Origin of the sequence: Bacillus altaicus (assembly GCF_042136375.2) — a bacterium.
GTDB lineage: Bacteria > Bacillota > Bacilli > Bacillales > Bacillaceae_G > Bacillus_A > Bacillus_A cereus_U.
Genome location: NZ_CM143394.1, coordinates 4271470 through 4290533, shown reverse-complemented (window position 1 = coordinate 4290533; position 19064 = coordinate 4271470). Strand labels below are relative to the sequence as shown.

The following is a 19064-nucleotide window of genomic DNA, read 5'->3' as shown; positions in this document are numbered from 1 at the left end:
AGGGGGCACTTATAGATGCTAACAAATGATTTAGATTTCCGATTAGAACCACGTTTAAAAGAAATGTATGAACAACATAAAATAAGAGCGCAGAAGATAGACTGGGGTTATCATGAGTTTTTACCATGGGATAAGGGAATGGACTTTAAAAGAGTTCCTTGGGATGAAAGTCAAGTTACTCTTCCTTCTGGTGTAATTACGGCCATCGAAACAGCTTTATTAACAGAAGTGAATTTACCATGGTTTACAACGTATTTATCTGCGACTTTTAAAGGATCCCTTTCTGTTATTACAGACTTTATTCATACTTGGACTTCAGAAGAGGATCAACATTCGAATTTATTGGAGATATATTTACTACTCACTCGAAGTGTGAACCCTAAACGAATACATGAATTAAGAAAGTCAGTCGTTGAGGGTGGATTTGAGCCTGATTTTCATACACCAATCGAAGCAATGACGTATACGACGCTACAAGAACTTGCAACGATGGTGTTTTACAATAATGTAGCTAAGGTTGCAAGTAAGCACGATCCAGATCTTGCTACATTATTACGCCGTCTTGCAAAAGATGAAACTCTTCATTATGCGTTTTATCGAGACGTCATTCGAACACATTTGGAATTGGAACCTAATTATTGCTATCATATTGCCAATGTAATTATGAATTTTAAAATGCCAGGTGCTGTCATGCCTGATTTTGAAAATAGAATGGCTGTGATTGCAAAAGAAGCTAACTATGGACCGCTACAATATTTTGATCAAGTACTTGATGTAGTGGTTGATTATTGGGGGTTAAAAGATTTAAGACCAATTGCACCTCTAGCTGAAAAAGCAAGAATTGAGATTTTGGAGTACCACACAAGATTGAAAAAAATACGGGATCGATTTGGTCGTTTTCAAGGGAAAACTGATCTACGTTAATTAGTAGAGGTTTCAGAATATACGCGGGAAAATCCCCCTTCCCTTTATTCGAAATCCGACACGCTCCCTATAAATTTGGTGCTGTTTTTACTAAATTTTATTTTTGAAGAAAAAGATATTGACACTAAAAATAAATTTATGATATTATTAAATATTTGATAAAAAATCACATGTATGTTAAGCTTAACAAGGTTACCATATATGGAGGTGGATTATATGTTTCAAATTGGCGATAACATTGTTTATCCAATGCACGGAGCAGGTATAATTGAAGCCATAGAAGAAAAAGAATTCTCAGGGAAAAAACAACGGTATTATGTTATAAAAATGTCAATCAGTAATATGCAAGTCATGATTCCTATGGGTAAAATATTGAGTTCGAGTATACGCCCAGTTACTGATATACTTGCATTAAAACACATTATACACATTTTTCAGCATGGAGAATCAGATAGATTATTGCCGTGGAAACAAAGGTATAAAGTGAACACGGACAAAATAAAAACGGGTGAAATACAAGAAGGTGCTGAAGTTGTACGTGATTTAATGCGTATGAAGAAAGAAAAGGCACTTAATACAAGCGAAAAAAAAATGTTGGATAACGCACATGAATTTTTGATTAGTGAACTAGGATTAATTAAAGGAATCACTGAAAATCAAATAAAAAGTTTCTGTTAAGATTCATTATAGATAATGTATTACATCCCCCGAAAATATCCTGAATTTTTCGGGAATATGATTATTATTAAAAGTAAATCATTTCAAAGACATTCAACTTCTTCAACTCACTTTTAGAGTAGGAACCTCTTTTGTTATTACTTCAATCTAATCCATTTTTATTTTTAAATTTCTTTTACGAACGTTCGAAGTTGCATCAAATAACTCGATTAAATAGTCACTTGATTTTTGCAATCCTGATTCACACTGGCACGGACAAGGAGCCGTAAGGATGAAAGAGAGGTAGGGCTTTCATTGTTTTAGGTAATATACTATCTAAGTCATTATTTCTAGAAGAAAAAACAATCAATCTCACCGCTATCTTTAAGAATTTCTTACATCTACTGATACAGTGAATAGTAATTGTTTATCTTCTTTACGTAAAATTGATAAGCAAACTGGTAACACCATATGGTCAACTACAAAAAATGGTTTCCAGACCAGGGAACCATTTTTAATTTCATTTACATAACAATAATAAATTAAGCAGTAAGAAGGAGTGCACACATGAAAAAAATGTTAACAAAAGAATTAAGTAATGAATTAAAGAAGCGAGAAGGAATCATTTCTATTACAGTTGAGCCTTATGAAAAAATCGAAGTTGGTGGAATTCGTGTAGATGGACCAGCTGTTATTCTAATTAATCAAGAATAGCTAGAAATAGTTGAATGAACGAAGAAAAGGATCAGCCTTTACGAGAAGGGAAGATCCTTTTTGTTTGCTGCAGTTAATATGGGATATACATAATTTTCATCTGATGTGTTGGGGGTTAAAAGGAAGGAGAGGGTCTGGATTATCATAGTGGAAAGCTTAATATTGGTAGGATTTCTTTTCATGTTATATACATTAGTTGCTAAAAAAACAAACTAATTATTTAAATGGACAGATTTTTCTTTTTAAGGTAGGGATTTATTTTATAGTGAAATGGATAATTTAGATGGATGCAAGGAAAGAACGCATAAAATACGAGAAAATGTCAAAGGATTATGACTGTATTTATTTAGTTTTGTTTATCCTATTAATTGTGCTTGTTTGTAGTAGTGTGATTATCATAGGAGCTACAGGGGGAAAATATGGAGTGTTTTTATTGTTAGCAATTTTACTTAACGCACGTATTACTAAAGAATCTCAAAAAATGTATGAGCACTATTCTAATAAAGGGCGTATTTAAAATGCTACATATCTTGAAAGGAACAGCTTGGATGTACATTCAAAATATCCCTATATAATCACCTATTAACTAGTAAAAGTAACCTTATATAAATAATTTTTTAGCAATTTAGGAATAGAAAACGCACCTTATTAAAATGTTATTTTCGTTCCTATAATGAATTATCCTTCTAGCATAGTTATAAGATTTATATCATATATTAAGAGAAAAAATGTAAGTTAGAAAGGAGTCCTATAGAATGAGTTATTTAGAGGCAAATGACTTTAGTGAACAAGATATGGTAAGTGTACCTAATCCCTACGTATATCAGACATTACAATCGGTAATTGGTAAACATGTGGTTATTGAAACTGTAAGAGGTAATGTAAGAGGGAAGTTAAAGAATGTGAAACCAGATCATTTGCTCACTGAAGATAAGGTGCCGCATATTGTACGTATTCAACAAATTGTATGGATTATGCCAAAACAATGATCAAATTACATCTAGTTTGATTTATAACAGATTGGCGTCATAGACGCCCAAATAAAAATATAGGGTTTTATCTCTGTGTTTCTTCAAATTTTCGTTTTTGAATATATGCTTGAGCATGAATGATTTCTTCCTGAAGTGCTTCTAATTCTTCCGTAGATTCTAATTCAATCCTCATATAAGTAGTAACTAAACTAATCATCATATCCATCTTCTCTACTATATTTTGAATGACCTGTTCAGATTGCTCTTTTTTAGGGTGTTGTATTGCTATTAATACATTTTTCATATAATTGTTCTTTCTTTGCTGGATATCATAAATAAACTGTTTTGTGTTTGAGTTCATTTGTTGTTCCTCCTTTTGGATATATTTCCATTCTATCATATTTGAATAGAAAATATTGGATTCCCCTAAATTCACACCTGTCTCGTATATCTCCACAAATATACAAACTAGTTCCTTAACGTACAGGGAATAAATTGAAATGCGTCAATTTTATGTCTAAATGTACAGTTTTCTTTTTTGGGTATGGTGCCCCTAATAGCTTCAGTTGAATTTTGTATGCTTTTAGTTACAAGAGATTAAGAAAGAATAGATGAGATATTGAAACGGAGGTACGGAAGTGCAAGATAATGAACTGGAACAATTAATAAACCGTCGTTCCGTATTATCCTCCGAAAAAGAACGTGAAATATTAGCGACGGATTTAAATGATATATATGAGAGTAGTCAAAGGTTTGAAAAGTTGCTTGAGAGTATGGTGAACTTTCAGCAAAATAAAGACGACTTAATAGATATATTAATTGAAGTAGAGATAGAACTAGATCACATCAATTGGCATTATAAAAGTCTGAAGAAAAAGCTGAAAGTATTAATGAAAGAATAAAAAGCACGACCTTATTTAAAAAAATAAGATCGTGCTTTATTTTAGTTCCCTTTCCCAAAAAGATGAGAAAATGTATCTTTCAAATCATTATCGTTTATTTTAATATTCGCCTTCTTTAATTCATCTTGTAATAATTTTTGACCGAAGGAAGGGTCAGCAATACGTTCTGCTTCTAAGTCTTTACGTATAGAGTTTTTCACTTCATCGTAAGGTTTTAAATCTTTTTTATCAGTTAGTTTAATAATGTGATAGCCGTTTGGTGATTTAACGGGATTGCTAATTTGTCCAACCTTTAATTTGTAGGCAGCTTTTTCAAATTCAGGTGTCATTTTGCCTGCTCCGAAGTATCCGAGGTCTCCGCCATTATCTTTTGATAATATATCTTGAGATTCTTGTTTTGCTAATTCTTCAAATGAAGTGCCGGTATCTAATTTCTTCTTTATTTCTTTCGCTTCATTTTCGTCACTTACTAAAATATGGCTAGCTTTAATTTCTGGTTTATAGTGGTCTTTCACATCTTTTTCTGTAACGCTTTGTTTAATCGCTTCATTTAATGAAAGTTTGAATCTAATTTGATTTTTGAAATCTTCTTCATCTTTTAAACGATTATTTTCTAGTGTTGCTTTGAATTGTTCTCCATATTGATCTTTTGCTTTTTCTACTTCTGTATCTACTGCATCATCAGATACTTTATATTTTTTAGTAATAACATCTTGTGCTACCATTTCGTATAGCGTGTCTTTTCCGTATCGATCTTTCAATTGTTTTTCGAAATCGCTCTTCGTAATGGTTGATTTTGTTGTTGTAGCGATTGTGGCCGAGTCATTTTTTTGTCCGCAAGCAGATAGCATTAATATACTTATTAGTGCAGTGATAATGAATGTGATTTTTCCTTTCATGCTAACACCTCATCTGAATATGTTATCGCTATTGTAGAATATAGAAGTGAACATGAAGTGAATTTTTAATGTTTTTTCCCTGTAAAATGTAAAAAAAGTACATCAACATTAACGTTGATGTACGATGTAATCAAAGGTGATCGGTTTTCTTAGAATATGCACGTTTTCCTTGCTGAATATTTTTTTGCTCTTGTTCATTTTTTTGAGTGCGCTTTGCATTATTATCGCGTGCTTTTTTGTCGTTATCGCTCGTATGTGGCATATGTATCAACTCCATTTCTAAACGTTGTATGTTTATCATTTCCTTTTTCGTAAAGACTATGTATAGCGGTGCATTCATGAATACTAGAGGTGGATTAGAAATGGATTTGAAGCTGAATTATACTGAACTTATTAAGAAGCTAATCGTTGTAATTATTGCAGGTTTATTAAATGCAATTGGAATGAATTTATTTTTAACACCAGCGAAAGTATATGCGAGTGGTTTTGCTGGATTGTCTCAATTATTGTCACAAATATTAGGTGACTTTTTATCTATTCATATATCTACGGGGGTATTGTTTAGTTTGTTTAATATTCCTGTCGTTATTTTAGCGTGGAAAAAGGTTGGGAAGGCCTTTACATTTTTTAGTTTTCTTTGCGTTATATTTATGACTTTGTTTTTAGAAATTATCCCAGTTAGAGCGGTTTCGGACGATATCATATTGAATGCGATTTTTGGTGGTATTATTTCAGCGATTGGGGTAGGGGTTGCTTTAAAGTGGGGGGCTTCTACAGGTGGTCTAGATATTATTGCCATGATTTTATCAAAGATAAAAGATAAGCCTGTCGGCACGTATTTTTTCTTCTTTAATGCACTTATCATTATCGCTGCTGGCTATGTGTATGGATGGGAAAAGGCATTATATACTTTGGTTACTTTGTATGTATCAACGAGAATTATTGATGCGATTCATACCCGTCATGTGAAGATTACGGCATTAATTGTTACAAAGAACGGGGCAGATGTGCGAAAAGCGATTCACTCTCGCTTAGTGAGAGGGATTACAACTATACCAGCAACAGGTGCTTATACAAATGAAAATAAAGAAATGTTAATGATTGTTATTACTCGTTACGAGTTGTACGAATTAGAGAGGGTTATTAAACAAGTGGACCCAGGTGCATTTACAAATATACTGCAAACGGTCGGAGTGTTTGGGTTATTTCGAAAAGATTAAAGAGGACCAAAGCTGGTCCTCTTTTTTTAATGCGAATTCGTAATGTTTTGCAATTGCTCCTGCATTTCACGTAGCTGAACTTTTTCAGCAGTTGAAGAGTTTGCATAAGCAGAGTGCAAAGAGTTTTTTGCTCTATAAACGAGTTCCTGTTGTTCAGCGCCACTTGAACAAGAAACGGCACTTGAAACAGCGTCTCTAGCTTGTTGGAATAGTAAGTTTCCCATTAAACCCCTCCAAACGAAGAGTTACTTCTCGCTTTTTCTGCCTCAGCTAATGTACCTCTGTACGGGAATCTTGCATCATGCTTCATAACAGCATCGGCTCCTTGCTGGATAAAACGTTTTGATTTGTTCTTTTTACCCATTCGAAAAACCCCCTTTATTTAGCTGAAAACAATTGACGCGCTGACTCTTGCGTCTAATAATAGTATGAGCGTTTGGGAGAAACTATAAGCAGGGAATTTTTAGATTACAATCCAAGAACCTCTTCTAAATATAGAGCGATACCATCTTCTTCATTCGTTAATGTCGTATGATTTGCGAGTGATTTTAATTCAGGAATTGCATTACCCATTGCGATTCCATGACCAGCAAATTCGATCATTTCAAAGTCGTTATCCTCATCACCAAAAGCGATAATTCGCTCTTTAGGAATATTATAATGGCCTGAAATTTTTTGTAATCCGACAGCTTTATTTAATCCGCTTTTTACAATTTCAATAATTGGCCAAGGTGCACCCCATTTTCTATGGTCGATGACCTCAGCATGCATATCTGTTAAATGTTGGCGAATTGCAGCAGAGTGCTCGTCATGTGCATCGATTAATAAGCAAGTTGGATGGTCGTTTAAAGTATTTAATAAATCTCCTGTGAAAATCTTTGGAGAACCGAATTCAAAAATATGTTTTTTATCTTCATCAATTTCACGGACATACACATCATCGATGACTTCAGCATAGACATTTTTCACGCCGAAATCAAAGCAAGCTCGGACGATTTCTTGTGCTGTTGAAAGTTCAAGAGGAGAGTGATGTGTTCCCCAACTTGAATCAAGAGGGTGATGCACGTAAGCTCCATTAAAGTTTACGATTGGTGTGTTAAGGCTAAGCTCTTTATAATAATCGTAACTAGCGCGGAATGGACGCCCTGTTGAAATAACGACAATATGTCCTTGTTCTTTTGCTTTTGCAATTGTGTTTTTCGTTCTTGGAGAAATTATTTTGTTGTCTGTTAATAAAGTTCCGTCTAAGTCTAAAGCGATTAAATGTTGTTTGTTCATAATTTCACCTCTTATAATATTTTTTTTGATTCTATCTGTATTTCCGTTTTTAATATGCAGAAATAAGAGGTTAGACTGGGTGAAACTACTGTAGATGAAAGTTTCACTATATATTCATCTTACGTCGCGAAGCGCTGTGGTGTCTACTATTTCTCATTGGAAATCAGGAGAAAGTCAATATCTTTTTAGAAAGTTCAAACAATGTTTCTTTCATTATGTACAATTTGTGAAAAGGGTTACATTGTTTGAATGATGCGACTTATAATGAACATGTAATCTTCTCGTATATGTTTGACTCTCCTTTGGAACTGGCCTAAACTTAGGTTGGTTTCTTTTTTTTCAACAAATATACCAATAATTCCTGCTTAAGGTTGTGTAATTATATATATGTACATGGATAAACGGTAGTACTGTTTCCTAAACATGACAGAAAAGCTTTCTTTTAAAATGGATATACTAATGAGGCAAGACGTCATGGAAGGAGAATGAAAATGGGACAAAATCGCAGGTTTCGTTCAGGGCAAAAGGCGCCAAATGATGGCATTTACGTAGAAATTGGTGAAACGGGAAGTATGGTGAAAGATCCACAAATGGTGAAATTAACTGCCGGGGAAAGGTTTCCGGAGAACGCAAATCATAACCGTCAGTGGACATATAAAAGAAAACCGTAACAGAAGCCGCAATCGTTATTGCGGCTTTTTTGATTAGGAAAATGAATGTTACTTTTTTCTTTTTCCAATAATAAGTTTGAGCTACATAAGCAAAATTATTGTATAAAAAAGTCAGTTGGCGTATAATCAAATCAAAGGTCAAAGAAAGTCAAACATTTGGAGGGCTGTAAAGATGGACTTAAATCAAATGACAACGAAAACACAGGAAGCGATTATGAGTGCTCAATCTTTAGCGGTATCTCATCATCATCAAGAAGTAGATACTGTTCATCTATTGCTTACGTTATTAGAGCAGCAAGACGGATTAACAGTACGTATTTTTCAAAAAATGAATGTCGATATAGAAGCGTTAAAACAAGGTGTAGAAAGTTTAATTAAGAAAAAGACTTCTGTAACTGGAAGCGGGGTAGAGGCAGGGAAATTATATGTAACAGGTGCTTTGCAACAACTGCTTGTAAGAGCGGGAAAAGAAGCGGAGAAATTGCAAGATGACTACATTTCAGTCGAACATGTATTACTTGCTTTTTCTGAAGAAAAAGGCGATATAAATCAAGTATTCACAAAATTTCATATTACGAAAGATAACTTATTACAGTCTTTAATGACAGTTCGGGGGAATCAAAGAGTGACTAGTCAAAATCCAGAAGCAACTTATGAAGCGTTAGAAAAATACGGCCGTGATTTAGTGGCGGAAGTAAGAGCGGGGAAAATTGATCCTGTAATTGGTAGAGATAGTGAAATTCGCCGCGTGATCCGTATTCTTTCGCGTAAAACGAAAAATAATCCCGTTTTAATCGGGGAACCAGGTGTTGGTAAAACAGCAATCGTTGAAGGATTAGCACAGCGTATTGTGAAAAAAGATGTCCCAGAAGGATTAAAAGATAGAACAATTTTCGCTTTAGATATGAGTGCACTTGTGGCCGGAGCAAAATTCCGCGGTGAATTTGAAGAGCGCCTGCAAGCTGTATTAAATGAAATTAAAAAGAGTGAAGGCCGCATTTTATTATTCATTGATGAACTTCATACAATTGTCGGCGCTGGTAAAACAGAAGGAGCGATGGATGCAGGAAATATGTTAAAACCAATGCTAGCGCGTGGTGAACTGCATTGTATCGGGGCAACGACATTAGATGAATACCGTAAATATATTGAGAAAGATCCAGCGTTAGAAAGACGTTTCCAACAAGTATTAGCAGAAGAGCCAACTGTTGAGGATACAATTTCCATTTTACGTGGTTTAAAAGAGCGTTTTGAAATTTATCACGGTGTAAATATTCATGACCGCGCGATTGTAGCAGCATCTGTTTTATCAGATCGATATATTTCAGATCGTTTCTTGCCCGATAAAGCAATTGATCTTGTTGATGAAGCTTGTGCAACAATTCGAACAGAAATTGATTCTATGCCAACAGAATTAGATGAAGTAACGCGCCGCATTATGCAGCTGGAAATTGAAGAAGCTGCTCTTGGGAAAGAAAAGGACTTAGGTAGTCAAGAGCGCCTAAAAACATTGCAACGTGAATTATCGGATTTAAAAGAAGTTGCAAGTAGTATGAGAGCGAAATGGGAGAAGGAAAAAGAAGATATCCATAAAGTGCGTGACTTACGTGAACATTTAGAGCGTTTGCGCCGTGAGTTAGAAGAAGCAGAAGGAAATTACGATTTAAATAAAGCAGCTGAGCTTCGCCACGGGAAAATTCCAGCTATCGAAAAAGAGTTAAAAGAAGCGGAAGAGATGGGGGCACATAATAAACAAGAGAATCGTTTATTACGCGAGGAAGTAAGTGAAGAAGAAATTGCAGACATTGTTTCAAGGTGGACTGGTATTCCTGTCGCAAAACTCGTTGAAGGTGAACGTGAGAAATTATTACGTCTTGAACAAATTTTATCAGAGCGTGTTATCGGTCAAGAGGAAGCGGTAAGCCTTGTATCAGACGCAGTTCTTCGTGCGCGCGCTGGCATTAAAGATCCGAATCGTCCAATTGGTTCATTCATTTTCTTAGGCCCTACAGGTGTTGGTAAAACTGAGCTTGCAAAAACGCTAGCACAAACGTTATTTGACAGTGAAGAGCAAATGATTCGTATCGATATGTCTGAGTATATGGAGAAACACGCAGTGTCGCGCTTAATTGGTGCGCCTCCCGGATATGTTGGATATGAAGAAGGCGGACAATTAACAGAAGCGGTAAGACGTAAACCATATTCTGTTATTTTGTTAGATGAAATCGAAAAAGCACATCCAGAAGTATTCAACATTTTATTACAAATGTTAGACGATGGACGCATTACAGATTCACAAGGACGTACAGTAGACTTTAAAAATACGGTTATTATTATGACTTCAAATATTGGATCTGCTCACTTATTAGAAGGGCTAGAAGAAGATGGTTCTATTAAAGAGGAATCAAGAGAACTTGTAATGGGACAATTAAGAGGACATTTCCGACCAGAATTCTTAAACCGTGTCGATGAAATTATTTTATTCAAACCTCTTACAAGGAACGAAATTAAAGGTATTGTTGATAAGATTGTACAAGAATTACAAGGGCGTTTAGCAGATCGCCACATATCATTAGAATTGACGGAATCTGCAAAAGAATTTGTTGTAGAAGCTGGATTCGATCCGCTGTACGGAGCTCGTCCGTTAAAACGATACGTACAGCGTCAAGTTGAAACGAAATTAGCGAGAGAATTAATTGCAGGAACGATTACGGACAATAGTCACGTAGTGGTCGATGTTGAAAATAACGAATTAGTCGTTCATGTAAAGTAAAAAAAGAGTTCGGATAAAATCCGGACTCTTTTTAGTGTTGTTCTACTGGCTCGTTTGGAATCGCAGCTGCAATCGCTAATACTAATACCGCAAGAACAACTGAGAAAATAGACGCTTGGTTAAAATCGTATGTACCGCCAGTCATAGAGCCGATTACGTAGCTCATCATATGTACAAGCGCGAACGACCAAATTAATGCCCAAATGAAACGCATCTTTTACACCTCTATTCGTTCAATCTGTCCTTATTGTAACACAATTGAAAAAAGAATATAGAAAAATATTTGTAGATTTTTCAACGCAAATTTGCATTCTGTTCATACATTATAAAAGAGTACTTTTATACGTTTAGAAAATAAGGCGGGGGAAAAATGAGTATTACGGAACGTTTTTTTTATTTAGAAAAAGAACCATGTGTAATTTATTTACCGGAAAAGCCAAATGGATTTTCTGTTATGCTCCTAGGAGATTATAACTATTTTATTGAGAATGGTACAAGTTTATGGACACAGCATGCAGGAAGAGCTTATTTTTTACAGGGCCTTATTGAAAAAGGCTATACGGTCTTTTCATCTAACTTATACGGAAGGCATTGGGGGAACGACCGAGCTGTTCGTTTAGCAAAACGTTTGTATGATGTCGTTCTAAGAAAAGAGACATTGAATGCGAAAATGCACATTATGGCAGATGGTATGGGAGCACTTGTAGCACTTGAGATGATGAACAAGTACCCTGAATGTATACGTTCGGTCGTTATGTTAAATCCGTGTTTAGATTTACCAGAATATGTGGAGTTTGAGAAAGAGCATAAGTTTTTTTACAAAAGATTAGTGAAGGAATTAAGTTTGGCGTATGATTCCAAAGAAGAAGAATTAGAATCAAAAATAAATAAGAAATCATTTGCACTTCTTCCGTCTTGTGTACCTGTTAAAATTTTTGTCTCAACACAGGAAAAAAGAGGAAGAAAACAATTGTTACGTAAATACGAGAAAATGAGGCAATTCAATCAATGCGATACTTCTGTTTTATTCCATCTGCAAGATGTGAAATATAAAATGGTTAGACAAACGACTGATTTCTTTAAAAAATATGAAGAAGAATTGTGAAGCTCCCATATACATAAATGAGGAGCTATTTGTTTCAAGGGGAAAGGGTTGGTGGTATGAAACGCGTGCTGATTATAGGTGCACTTACGTTTGTAGGTTATCACCTTGTGAATAAAATGATTGCAGAAGAAGTAGAAGTATATGGTCTTGATTTTGATGAATTTGATAGTATGACAAAAATTAATGAAGAGAAATTATTGTTGATTGGGCGAAATGCGTTATTTACGTACTATTCTATAAGGGATGAAGACGGATGGCGATCGGTAGAGGAAGAAAGTTTCGATACAGTTTATTTTTGTTTGTATGAGCCGAATCAACAAAGTGGATTTCGGAATGAAAGGGTCATATTACAATATTTAAAACGAATCGTAAGGATGTGTGAAAAAAATAAAGTAAAGTTAAATCTAATTTCTTCTATTGAAATAGGAGGCACTGAAGAATCCGAAAACAAACATCTATTTTCGAAAGTGGAAGAAGGGTTGAAAAAAGGCGAATTACAATATAGTGCATATCGAGTTCCTACATTATATGGACCGTGGCAACCGTCGTTTATGATGTATCATCAGCTTATTTTATCAGAACTTGATGACAAAGAGTGCCGTTGTATAAATGGAGAAAAAGGAAGCGATTTACTTTACATTGAAGATTTATGTGAATATTTATGGGAAAATGGAATGAATGTAAAACACCTCGGTATATATAATTTACTTAGTGGAAAAGAAGAGTTATGGGAAAAAGGTATGAGTCTTTTACATGCAGATGATAAAGTAAATAACAAAAATGTGGAAGTAAGAGATGAAGCTGTAGATGTTATTTCTATTCAAAAAAATACACCTGTAGAATTCGGTTTAAATAAACAATTGGCACATATGAAAAAATATAAAGAGTTATACGAAGGGTAGCGCACGTGTTAAACTATTGTATGGATAATGGATTGAAAGCTTTAATGGAGAGGAAGAGATTACATGAACGAAAAAAGTATGCAATTTTTACAAATCGCAATGAAGCATTTACCAGAAGCTAAGGCAATTTTAGATTCTAATGGAATTGCGCTTGATATGGAGAAAGCACAGCCGGTGTTAGAGCTATTGATGAAAGTAATGGGCGAAGCATATGAGCTTGGGAAAGCGGATAAAGAATAAAAAGCATTTTTTTTAGATGGGAGAGAGGCTCGAATCGTGGATAGAAGCGGTTGGGGCCTTTTTTTGTTTCGAGCGGAGTAAAACCGGAGGGATGAGGTAGTTAAGGGAGAAGGTTGTGAGGAGAATGCTCTAATTTTGAAGGGAAAGCGGATAAAGAATAAAACCAAACAAAACCCTTCTTTTTTGATGGGAGAGAGGCTCGAACCGTAGATAGAAGCGGTTGGGGCTTTTTTTAGTCTCGAGCGGAGTAAGGGTAAGTGTATGGAATAATTTATATTTTGAAAGGACAGGAATTTTTCTGTTTCTTTTAATGAAAAATAAAGTTAGTAATACGCTGTCTTATTTTTTTAGTTGAAATATATTCTAGACAAAAGTACATTTATGTTTTAAAATTAGTACCAAGTCATAACAATTGATATAAAATGGAGGGCTGCGATGTGAACGTGGGCATTTTAGGGGTCGGAAGATATGTGCCAGAAAAAGTAGTCACAAATCACGATTTAGAGAAAATCGTAGATACATCTGATGAATGGATTCGTACGAGAACGGGAATTGCAGAAAGACGCATTGCCGATGATACAATAGATACTTCATATATGGCGGTAGAGGCTTCTAAAAAAGCACTTGAAGATGCAGGGATTAGCGGAGAGGATATCGATCTTATTTTAGTGGCAACAGTAACGCCAGATCGCGCATTCCCAGCAGTAGCCTGTGTAATCCAAGAAGCAATTGGCGCAAAACACGCAGCCGCGATGGATTTAAGTGCAGCGTGTGCTGGCTTTATGTACGGAATGATTACAGCGCAGCAATTTATTCAAACGGGAACTTATAAAAATGTATTAGTAGTTGGTAGTGACAAATTATCTAAAATTGTAGACTGGAATGACCGAAATACAGCAGTACTATTTGGGGACGGAGCAGGTGCTGTGGTAATGGGAGCTGTTTCAGAAGGAAAAGGTGTACTTTCCTTTGAATTAGGAGCGGACGGAAGTGGCGGTAAGCATCTTTATCAAGACGAGTATGTTATGATGAACGGCAGAGAAGTCTTTAAATTTGCTGTTCGCCAACTTGGTGATTCCTGTCTTCGCGTGTTAGAAAAAGCGGGACTTACGAAAGAGGATGTGGACTTCTTAGTACCACATCAAGCGAATATTCGTATTATGGAATCTGCAAGAGAAAGATTAAATTTACCGAAAGAAAAAATGAGTATGACAATTGAAAAGTTCGGTAATACATCGGCTTCTTCAATTCCAATTGCAATGGTAGAGGAATTGCAAAATGGACGTATTCAAGATGGTGATTTAATTATACTAGTCGGTTTTGGCGGCGGGTTAACATGGGGAGCAGTAGCTCTTCGTTGGGGTAAATAAGGACTGAGAGAAAAAAAGGAGTGTATTTTGTATGGGAAAAAAGAGGGTCGTAATTACAGGGCTAGGAGCTGTTACACCGATCGGAACAGATGTTGAAACAGCTTGGGAAAACATTAAAAACGGTGTATCCGGAATCGGACGACTTACAAGAATAGATTCAGAACAAATTCCTGCAAAAGTAGCAGCAGAAATTAACGACTTTGAAGTCGAAAAATATATAGATAAAAAAGAAGCGCGCCGTATGGACCGCTTTACGCAATATGCAGTAGCAGCAGCGAAAATGGCAGTTGCAGATGCGAAGCTTGAAATTACAGAAGAAAATGCACCACGCATTGGTGTATGGGTTGGTTCTGGTATTGGTGGTATGGAAACATACGAAGAACAATTTAAGATTTTTACTGAAAAAGGTCCGCGCCGCGTGAGCCCGTTCTTCGTACCAATGATGATTCCAGATATGGCAGCAGGTCAAGTGTCAATCGCTACAGGAGCGAAAGGAATTAATACTTGCTCTGTAACAGCTTGTGCATCTGGAGCAAACTCAATTGGTGATGCGTTTAAAGTAATCCAGCGCGGTGATGCTGACGCGATGATAACAGGCGGAGCAGAAGCGCCGTTAACAAGTATGGCGTTCGCAGGGTTTAGTTCAGCGAAAGCACTAACATTTAATGAAGACCCAGCAACAGCGTGCCGTCCATTTGATAAAAATCGTAGTGGATTTGTAATGGGAGAAGGATCTGGGATTTTAATTCTTGAAGAATTAGAGCATGCGTTAGCGCGTGGTGCTCATATTTACGCGGAAATTGTCGGCTATGGTGCAACTGGTGATGCATTCCATATTACAATGCCTGCTCCTGGTGGTGAAGGCGGAGTTCGTGCGATGCGTCAAGCTTTAGCTGATGCAGGTCTAGAGCCAGAAGATATTGATTACATTAATGCGCATGGTACAAGTACAGATGCAAATGAAAAGTATGAAACGATGGCAATTAAAGAAACTTTCGGAGAGCATGCATATAAAGTAGCAATTAGCTCAACGAAATCAATGACAGGTCATTTATTAGGAGCAGCTGGTGCTGTTGAAGCGATCTTCTCTATTAAATCAATCACAGACGGAGTAATTCCTCCGACGATTAACTATGAAACACCAGATCCAGAATGTGATTTAGATTACGTACCAAATACAGCGAGACATCAAGAAGTAAACGCGGTATTAAGTAATTCACTAGGATTCGGTGGCCATAACGCAGTATTAGTATTTAAAGCATATAAGTAATATGTACAATAAGGTGTCTTTTCGTAAAGTACTACGAAAAGACACCTTATTTATTTTTTATCACCTTTACGTTCCATTCTTTTTTGCATATACATAAGAAAAGGAGGGATGAAGGTGGGGGTTGTTGAAACGGCAGAATGGTTACATCGGTATTATGGACGTCCAGAGAAGCTTTGTGAGAAATTTACAAAGTATATTCCATTGCCAAAAGAGAGGCTGTATCGCTTTTTAATCTCTAAAGGTATGTATCGCCCCATAATGCGGGGGGAGCAGGAAATTAAAGAATTAGAGAAAAAAGAAATTTGGAAAGAACTTAGCATGGAGTATGAAAAATTGAAAAGTTGGCTAAAAGGTCCAGATGTCCCTATCTTTATTTTATTATCAGATTCATATAATCGAACGGTACAAGAGGAATATAACGGGAAGGCTGGTTTATCTATGCGTCACGTTATTTTCTTATTCGTATGTGGGCGTAATTCAGTAGAGGAACTAAAAGCTTTATTAACGCATGAATACCACCATATATGTAGATTACATCAAATTGAGACGAAGGAAACAGAGTATACATTACTTGATACGATGATTATGGAAGGGTTAGCTGAGCAAGCTGTGTATGAAAGGTATACAGAAAAAAGATGTGCACCGTGGACTACTTACATTTCAAAAGAAGATGCTATTTATTATTGGAGAAATTCAATACAAGAACGAATAGATGTAAAGAGAGGTACGAGGGAGCATGATGTTTTATTAAATGGACTGCACTCTTATCCGAAAATGCTTGGCTATGCACTTGGATTTCATATTGTGAAAGATTGTGTAGCATTTGAAGGAGAAAATACACTGTCTTTATTATCTATAGATGCGAAAGAAATATTGAATAAAGCAAATACATTTCATGTTTCATGAAAAACAGGAGGTAACGCTCCTGTTTTTTTATATTATAGAAGAAAAAATAATAATTAGAATATATTTCCTTAAGTGGAATAAAGTTAAGCAAAAATGAACATAATGATTGGTACAAACAGTAGTGAAGTGAGGGGTAGTGAATGTTATATCTACATGATGTATGGGTAAATTGGTTTGAAGGTGAAGAGAATGGGTATAATGTTTGTCATTTTTACGAATGGCGGAAAGATGATACGATTGAGCTATTAGATCAAGTGCCATTATTAAAAGTAGATGCCACATTATATCATTACATCGAGAACGAATTATTAGAGCTTCCGCAAAAATTATTGGAAGACGTATATCATAAGGCTTATATTCGTAAAAATCACGAACGTTTGCAACAAGAATATTGTTTTGTAGTTACAGATGGAAAAGGAATTATTGCGATTGATTCAATCGGCTATAATGTGCCAATTAGAAAAAGTAGGCTTATACCTCGTCAAGAACAGATGGTATATGAGATGGTAGAAAATGTGCAAGAAGAAAAGTATGAGTTCCAAGTGGAAGAGATTGAAAAAGAACATCATATTTTATCGCCGTCACCTTTCATTATGAACGGCCTAACTCGTAAAGAAAGACAGTTAAAACAATTATTATTTATGGCATTAGATCAATTACATACAACGAAAAATCCAGCTGAAATTCGCTATTGGTTCACAGAGTGGGATCCATCAGCGTACGGAATGGTCCAACATATGGAGTTTGAAGATGTTTGGGCTAAACTTTATGATGAAGCGAAAACTGGATGGTCTGAGAAGCACGAGCAATTATGTGAGCGCCTTGTAAAAGGACAGCCGTTTTTTGAAAAGTTATGGGAAATGGAAAATGAGCAGAAGGTAAATTGAAAAAAACCGCCAATTGGCGGTTTTTTTTATGGAGGTGGCAAGCTCTTCGTGTCTAAGAACCTTCCGCATAAGAAGGCAAAAAGCGCCTTTTATACGAAAGAACCTTAGCCAGTCAGAGCTGAACGAGCCGCTTCCACTTTATGTGAAATCTAGCTCCAGCGGCAAGAATGTTCGGTGGCTTCGCGCCTTCCTGCGAGGCAAAAAGCGCCTCGCAGGAAGGCGCTCAATCCCCCTCACATTCTGAACGAGCCGCTTCCGCTTTATATGTTACCTACGTTTTCTACTTAATCCCATTGCATTTTCTACTTTGCGTAGTTGTTTGAATGCAACGCGGTTTGCTTTTTCGGCACCTTTGTCTAGAATTTCGTCTAGTTCTGGGGAGTTGATTAGTTCGTTATATTTGTCTTGGATTGGACGAATTGCTTCTACGACTACTTGTGCTAGGTCACCTTTGAAGTCGCCGTATCTTTTTCCTTCGTACATTGCTTCTATTTCTTCTACTGTTTTTCCTGAGAATGAAGAGTAAATTGTTAATAAGTTAGAGATTCCAGGTTTGTTCTCTTTATCAAATTTAACCATGCCTTCAGAGTCAGTTACGGCACTTTTTATTTTCTTTTCGATTGTTTTCGGCTCATCAAGCATACTGATCATTGATTTTGGATTTGGATCAGATTTACTCATTTTTTTCGTAGGTTCTGTTAATGACATAACGCGAGCTCCTACTTTTGGAATACGAATTTCAGGAACTGTGAACACTTCACGGAAGCGTTTGTTGAAACGCTCTGCTAGATCACGTGTTAATTCCATATGTTGCTTTTGGTCATCACCAACAGGCACGATTTCTGTGTTGTAAAGTAAAATGTCAGCAGCCATTAATGGTGGGTATGTAAGTAATCCAGCTGGAACTGAATCTCTTCCTGAAGCTTTGTCTTTATATTGTGTCATACGTTCTAATTCTCCGACGTAAGCAACGGATTGCATAATCCATCCTAGTTGAGCGTGTGCTGGTACTTCTGATTGTACAAATAAAGTAGCTTTTTCAGGATCGATGCCGCATGCAACGTATAGCGCAGCAAGACTGCGGATATTTTTGCGAAGCATTGCAGGGTCTTGAGGTACTGTAATCGCATGTTGGTTTACAATACAGAAATAACAGTCGTGTTCGTTTTGAAGCTCTGTAAATTGCTTCATAGCTCCTAAATAGTTTCCAAGTGTAATTGTTCCGCTTGGCTGAATACCAGAAAAGATAACTGACATAAGTAATTCCTCCTAAAATTGAATGTGCGATGGGGAAGAGAAGGCATACAAAAAAGCCCATTCATCCCAAATTACATAGGGACGAATGGACCGCGGTACCACCCTAATTATTTCACAG

24 protein-coding genes and 1 other annotated feature (1 of these 25 running past the window's edge) are annotated in these 19064 nt (G+C 36.1%); of the genes, 16 read left to right on the top strand and 8 right to left on the bottom strand.

Going from position 1 to position 19064, the window contains the following annotated elements; all coding sequences use genetic code 11:
- The first annotated feature begins 15 nt into the window (after window positions 1-15).
- From ACE38F_RS22220 to ACE38F_RS22200, 5 genes are all read left to right on the top strand, one after another.
- Window positions 16-924, top strand: a complete 909-nt coding sequence (locus tag ACE38F_RS22220) for an acyl-ACP desaturase (protein WP_016104162.1) — start codon at window positions 16-18, stop codon at window positions 922-924.
- A 216-nt stretch (window positions 925-1140) separates the two neighbouring features.
- Complete coding sequence (locus tag ACE38F_RS22215) at window positions 1141-1602, top strand: CarD family transcriptional regulator (RefSeq protein WP_215555551.1); 462 nt, start codon at window positions 1141-1143, stop codon at window positions 1600-1602.
- A gap of 546 nt (window positions 1603-2148) precedes the next feature.
- On the top strand, window positions 2149-2295 hold the full coding sequence (locus tag ACE38F_RS22210; protein WP_000738547.1) for a BC1881 family protein: 147 nt from the start codon (window positions 2149-2151) through the stop codon (window positions 2293-2295).
- A 283-nt stretch (window positions 2296-2578) separates the two neighbouring features.
- A complete protein-coding gene (locus ACE38F_RS22205; RefSeq protein ID WP_375369927.1) occupies window positions 2579-2812 on the top strand; it encodes a hypothetical protein in 234 nt (77 codons plus the stop codon).
- A gap of 238 nt (window positions 2813-3050) precedes the next feature.
- Complete coding sequence (locus ACE38F_RS22200) at window positions 3051-3284, top strand: YuzF family protein (RefSeq protein WP_375369926.1); 234 nt, start codon at window positions 3051-3053, stop codon at window positions 3282-3284.
- A gap of 67 nt (window positions 3285-3351) precedes the next feature.
- Here ACE38F_RS22200 and ACE38F_RS22195 read toward each other — a convergent pair whose 3' ends face one another.
- Window positions 3352-3627 (bottom strand): hypothetical protein, encoded by a 276-nt coding sequence (locus ACE38F_RS22195; protein ID WP_375369925.1) that lies wholly within the window; start codon window positions 3625-3627, stop codon window positions 3352-3354.
- 277 nt (window positions 3628-3904) lie between these two features.
- Here ACE38F_RS22195 and ACE38F_RS22190 point away from each other — a divergent pair, with 277 nt between their 5' ends.
- The gene (locus tag ACE38F_RS22190) at window positions 3905-4168 is read left to right on the top strand and encodes a hypothetical protein (RefSeq protein WP_204209391.1); all 264 of its coding nucleotides are present in this window, start codon (window positions 3905-3907) and stop codon (window positions 4166-4168) included.
- Window positions 4169-4209: 41 nt separating this feature from the next.
- Here ACE38F_RS22190 and prsA read toward each other — a convergent pair whose 3' ends face one another.
- Window positions 4210-5067 (bottom strand): peptidylprolyl isomerase PrsA, encoded by an 858-nt coding sequence (gene prsA / locus ACE38F_RS22185; RefSeq protein ID WP_375369924.1) that lies wholly within the window; start codon window positions 5065-5067, stop codon window positions 4210-4212.
- Between the two features lie 130 nt (window positions 5068-5197).
- Entirely contained in the window at window positions 5198-5329 is a 132-nt protein-coding gene (locus ACE38F_RS22180) for a DUF3941 domain-containing protein (RefSeq protein ID WP_001120851.1), read from the bottom strand.
- Window positions 5330-5429: 100 nt separating this feature from the next.
- On the opposite strand from ACE38F_RS22180, the gene ACE38F_RS22175 reads away from it, so the two are divergent.
- Entirely contained in the window at window positions 5430-6287 is an 858-nt protein-coding gene (locus ACE38F_RS22175) for a YitT family protein (RefSeq protein ID WP_375369923.1), read from the top strand.
- Between the two features lie 26 nt (window positions 6288-6313).
- Here ACE38F_RS22175 and ACE38F_RS22170 read toward each other — a convergent pair whose 3' ends face one another.
- The 3 genes from ACE38F_RS22170 to ACE38F_RS22160 all read right to left on the bottom strand — a co-directional run bounded on the left by ACE38F_RS22170 (window position 6314) and on the right by ACE38F_RS22160 (window position 7565).
- Entirely contained in the window at window positions 6314-6511 is a 198-nt protein-coding gene (locus tag ACE38F_RS22170) for a DUF3813 domain-containing protein (protein ID WP_002011309.1), read from the bottom strand.
- Window positions 6511-6651 carry a hypothetical protein gene (locus ACE38F_RS22165; RefSeq protein WP_000516816.1) on the bottom strand — a complete coding sequence of 47 codons (141 nt, stop codon included), beginning with the start codon at window positions 6649-6651 and terminating at the stop codon, window positions 6511-6513. Before ACE38F_RS22165 ends, ACE38F_RS22170 begins: the two co-directional genes overlap by 1 nt.
- A 104-nt stretch (window positions 6652-6755) precedes the next feature.
- Window positions 6756-7565, bottom strand: coding sequence for a Cof-type HAD-IIB family hydrolase (locus ACE38F_RS22160; protein ID WP_002201383.1), 810 nt, complete (start codon window positions 7563-7565; stop codon window positions 6756-6758).
- Between the two features lie 491 nt (window positions 7566-8056).
- Between ACE38F_RS22160 and ACE38F_RS22155 the strand changes: the two genes are divergently transcribed.
- Both ACE38F_RS22155 and clpB read left to right on the top strand, forming a co-directional pair.
- Window positions 8057-8236 (top strand): YjzC family protein, encoded by a 180-nt coding sequence (locus tag ACE38F_RS22155; RefSeq protein WP_002117000.1) that lies wholly within the window; start codon window positions 8057-8059, stop codon window positions 8234-8236.
- Window positions 8237-8408: 172 nt separating this feature from the next.
- Complete coding sequence (gene clpB, locus ACE38F_RS22150) at window positions 8409-11009, top strand: ATP-dependent chaperone ClpB (RefSeq protein WP_375369922.1); 2601 nt, start codon at window positions 8409-8411, stop codon at window positions 11007-11009.
- 31 nt (window positions 11010-11040) lie between these two features.
- Here clpB and ACE38F_RS22145 read toward each other — a convergent pair whose 3' ends face one another.
- Entirely contained in the window at window positions 11041-11223 is a 183-nt protein-coding gene (locus ACE38F_RS22145; protein ID WP_001211111.1) for a YjzD family protein, read from the bottom strand.
- A gap of 156 nt (window positions 11224-11379) precedes the next feature.
- Here ACE38F_RS22145 and ACE38F_RS22140 point away from each other — a divergent pair, with 156 nt between their 5' ends.
- From ACE38F_RS22140 to ACE38F_RS22110, 7 genes are all read left to right on the top strand, one after another.
- Window positions 11380-12114: a lipase family protein gene (locus ACE38F_RS22140; protein WP_000028694.1), complete on the top strand. Its 735-nt coding sequence runs from the start codon at window positions 11380-11382 to the stop codon at window positions 12112-12114.
- Between the two features lie 29 nt (window positions 12115-12143).
- Complete coding sequence (locus ACE38F_RS22135) at window positions 12144-13016, top strand: NAD-dependent epimerase/dehydratase family protein (protein ID WP_375369921.1); 873 nt, start codon at window positions 12144-12146, stop codon at window positions 13014-13016.
- A 63-nt stretch (window positions 13017-13079) separates the two neighbouring features.
- Complete coding sequence (locus ACE38F_RS22130) at window positions 13080-13256, top strand: ComZ family protein (protein ID WP_002011319.1); 177 nt, start codon at window positions 13080-13082, stop codon at window positions 13254-13256.
- 437 nt (window positions 13257-13693) lie between these two features.
- Window positions 13694-14626 (top strand): beta-ketoacyl-ACP synthase III, encoded by a 933-nt coding sequence (gene fabH, locus ACE38F_RS22125; RefSeq protein WP_215555561.1) that lies wholly within the window; start codon window positions 13694-13696, stop codon window positions 14624-14626.
- A gap of 31 nt (window positions 14627-14657) precedes the next feature.
- Entirely contained in the window at window positions 14658-15896 is a 1239-nt protein-coding gene (gene fabF, locus ACE38F_RS22120; protein WP_375369920.1) for a beta-ketoacyl-ACP synthase II, read from the top strand.
- Window positions 15897-16010: 114 nt separating this feature from the next.
- Window positions 16011-16802: a DUF2268 domain-containing putative Zn-dependent protease gene (locus tag ACE38F_RS22115; RefSeq protein WP_375369919.1), complete on the top strand. Its 792-nt coding sequence runs from the start codon at window positions 16011-16013 to the stop codon at window positions 16800-16802.
- Window positions 16803-16942: 140 nt separating this feature from the next.
- Complete coding sequence (locus ACE38F_RS22110; protein WP_215555563.1) at window positions 16943-17689, top strand: YjbA family protein; 747 nt, start codon at window positions 16943-16945, stop codon at window positions 17687-17689.
- A 267-nt stretch (window positions 17690-17956) separates the two neighbouring features.
- Here the strand turns inward: ACE38F_RS22110 and trpS are convergent, their stop codons facing one another.
- A complete protein-coding gene (trpS, locus tag ACE38F_RS22105; RefSeq protein WP_375369918.1) occupies window positions 17957-18946 on the bottom strand; it encodes a tryptophan--tRNA ligase in 990 nt (329 codons plus the stop codon).
- Window positions 18947-19020: 74 nt separating this feature from the next.
- Window positions 19021-19064, bottom strand: a binding site (T-box leader) (it continues 174 nt past the right edge of the window).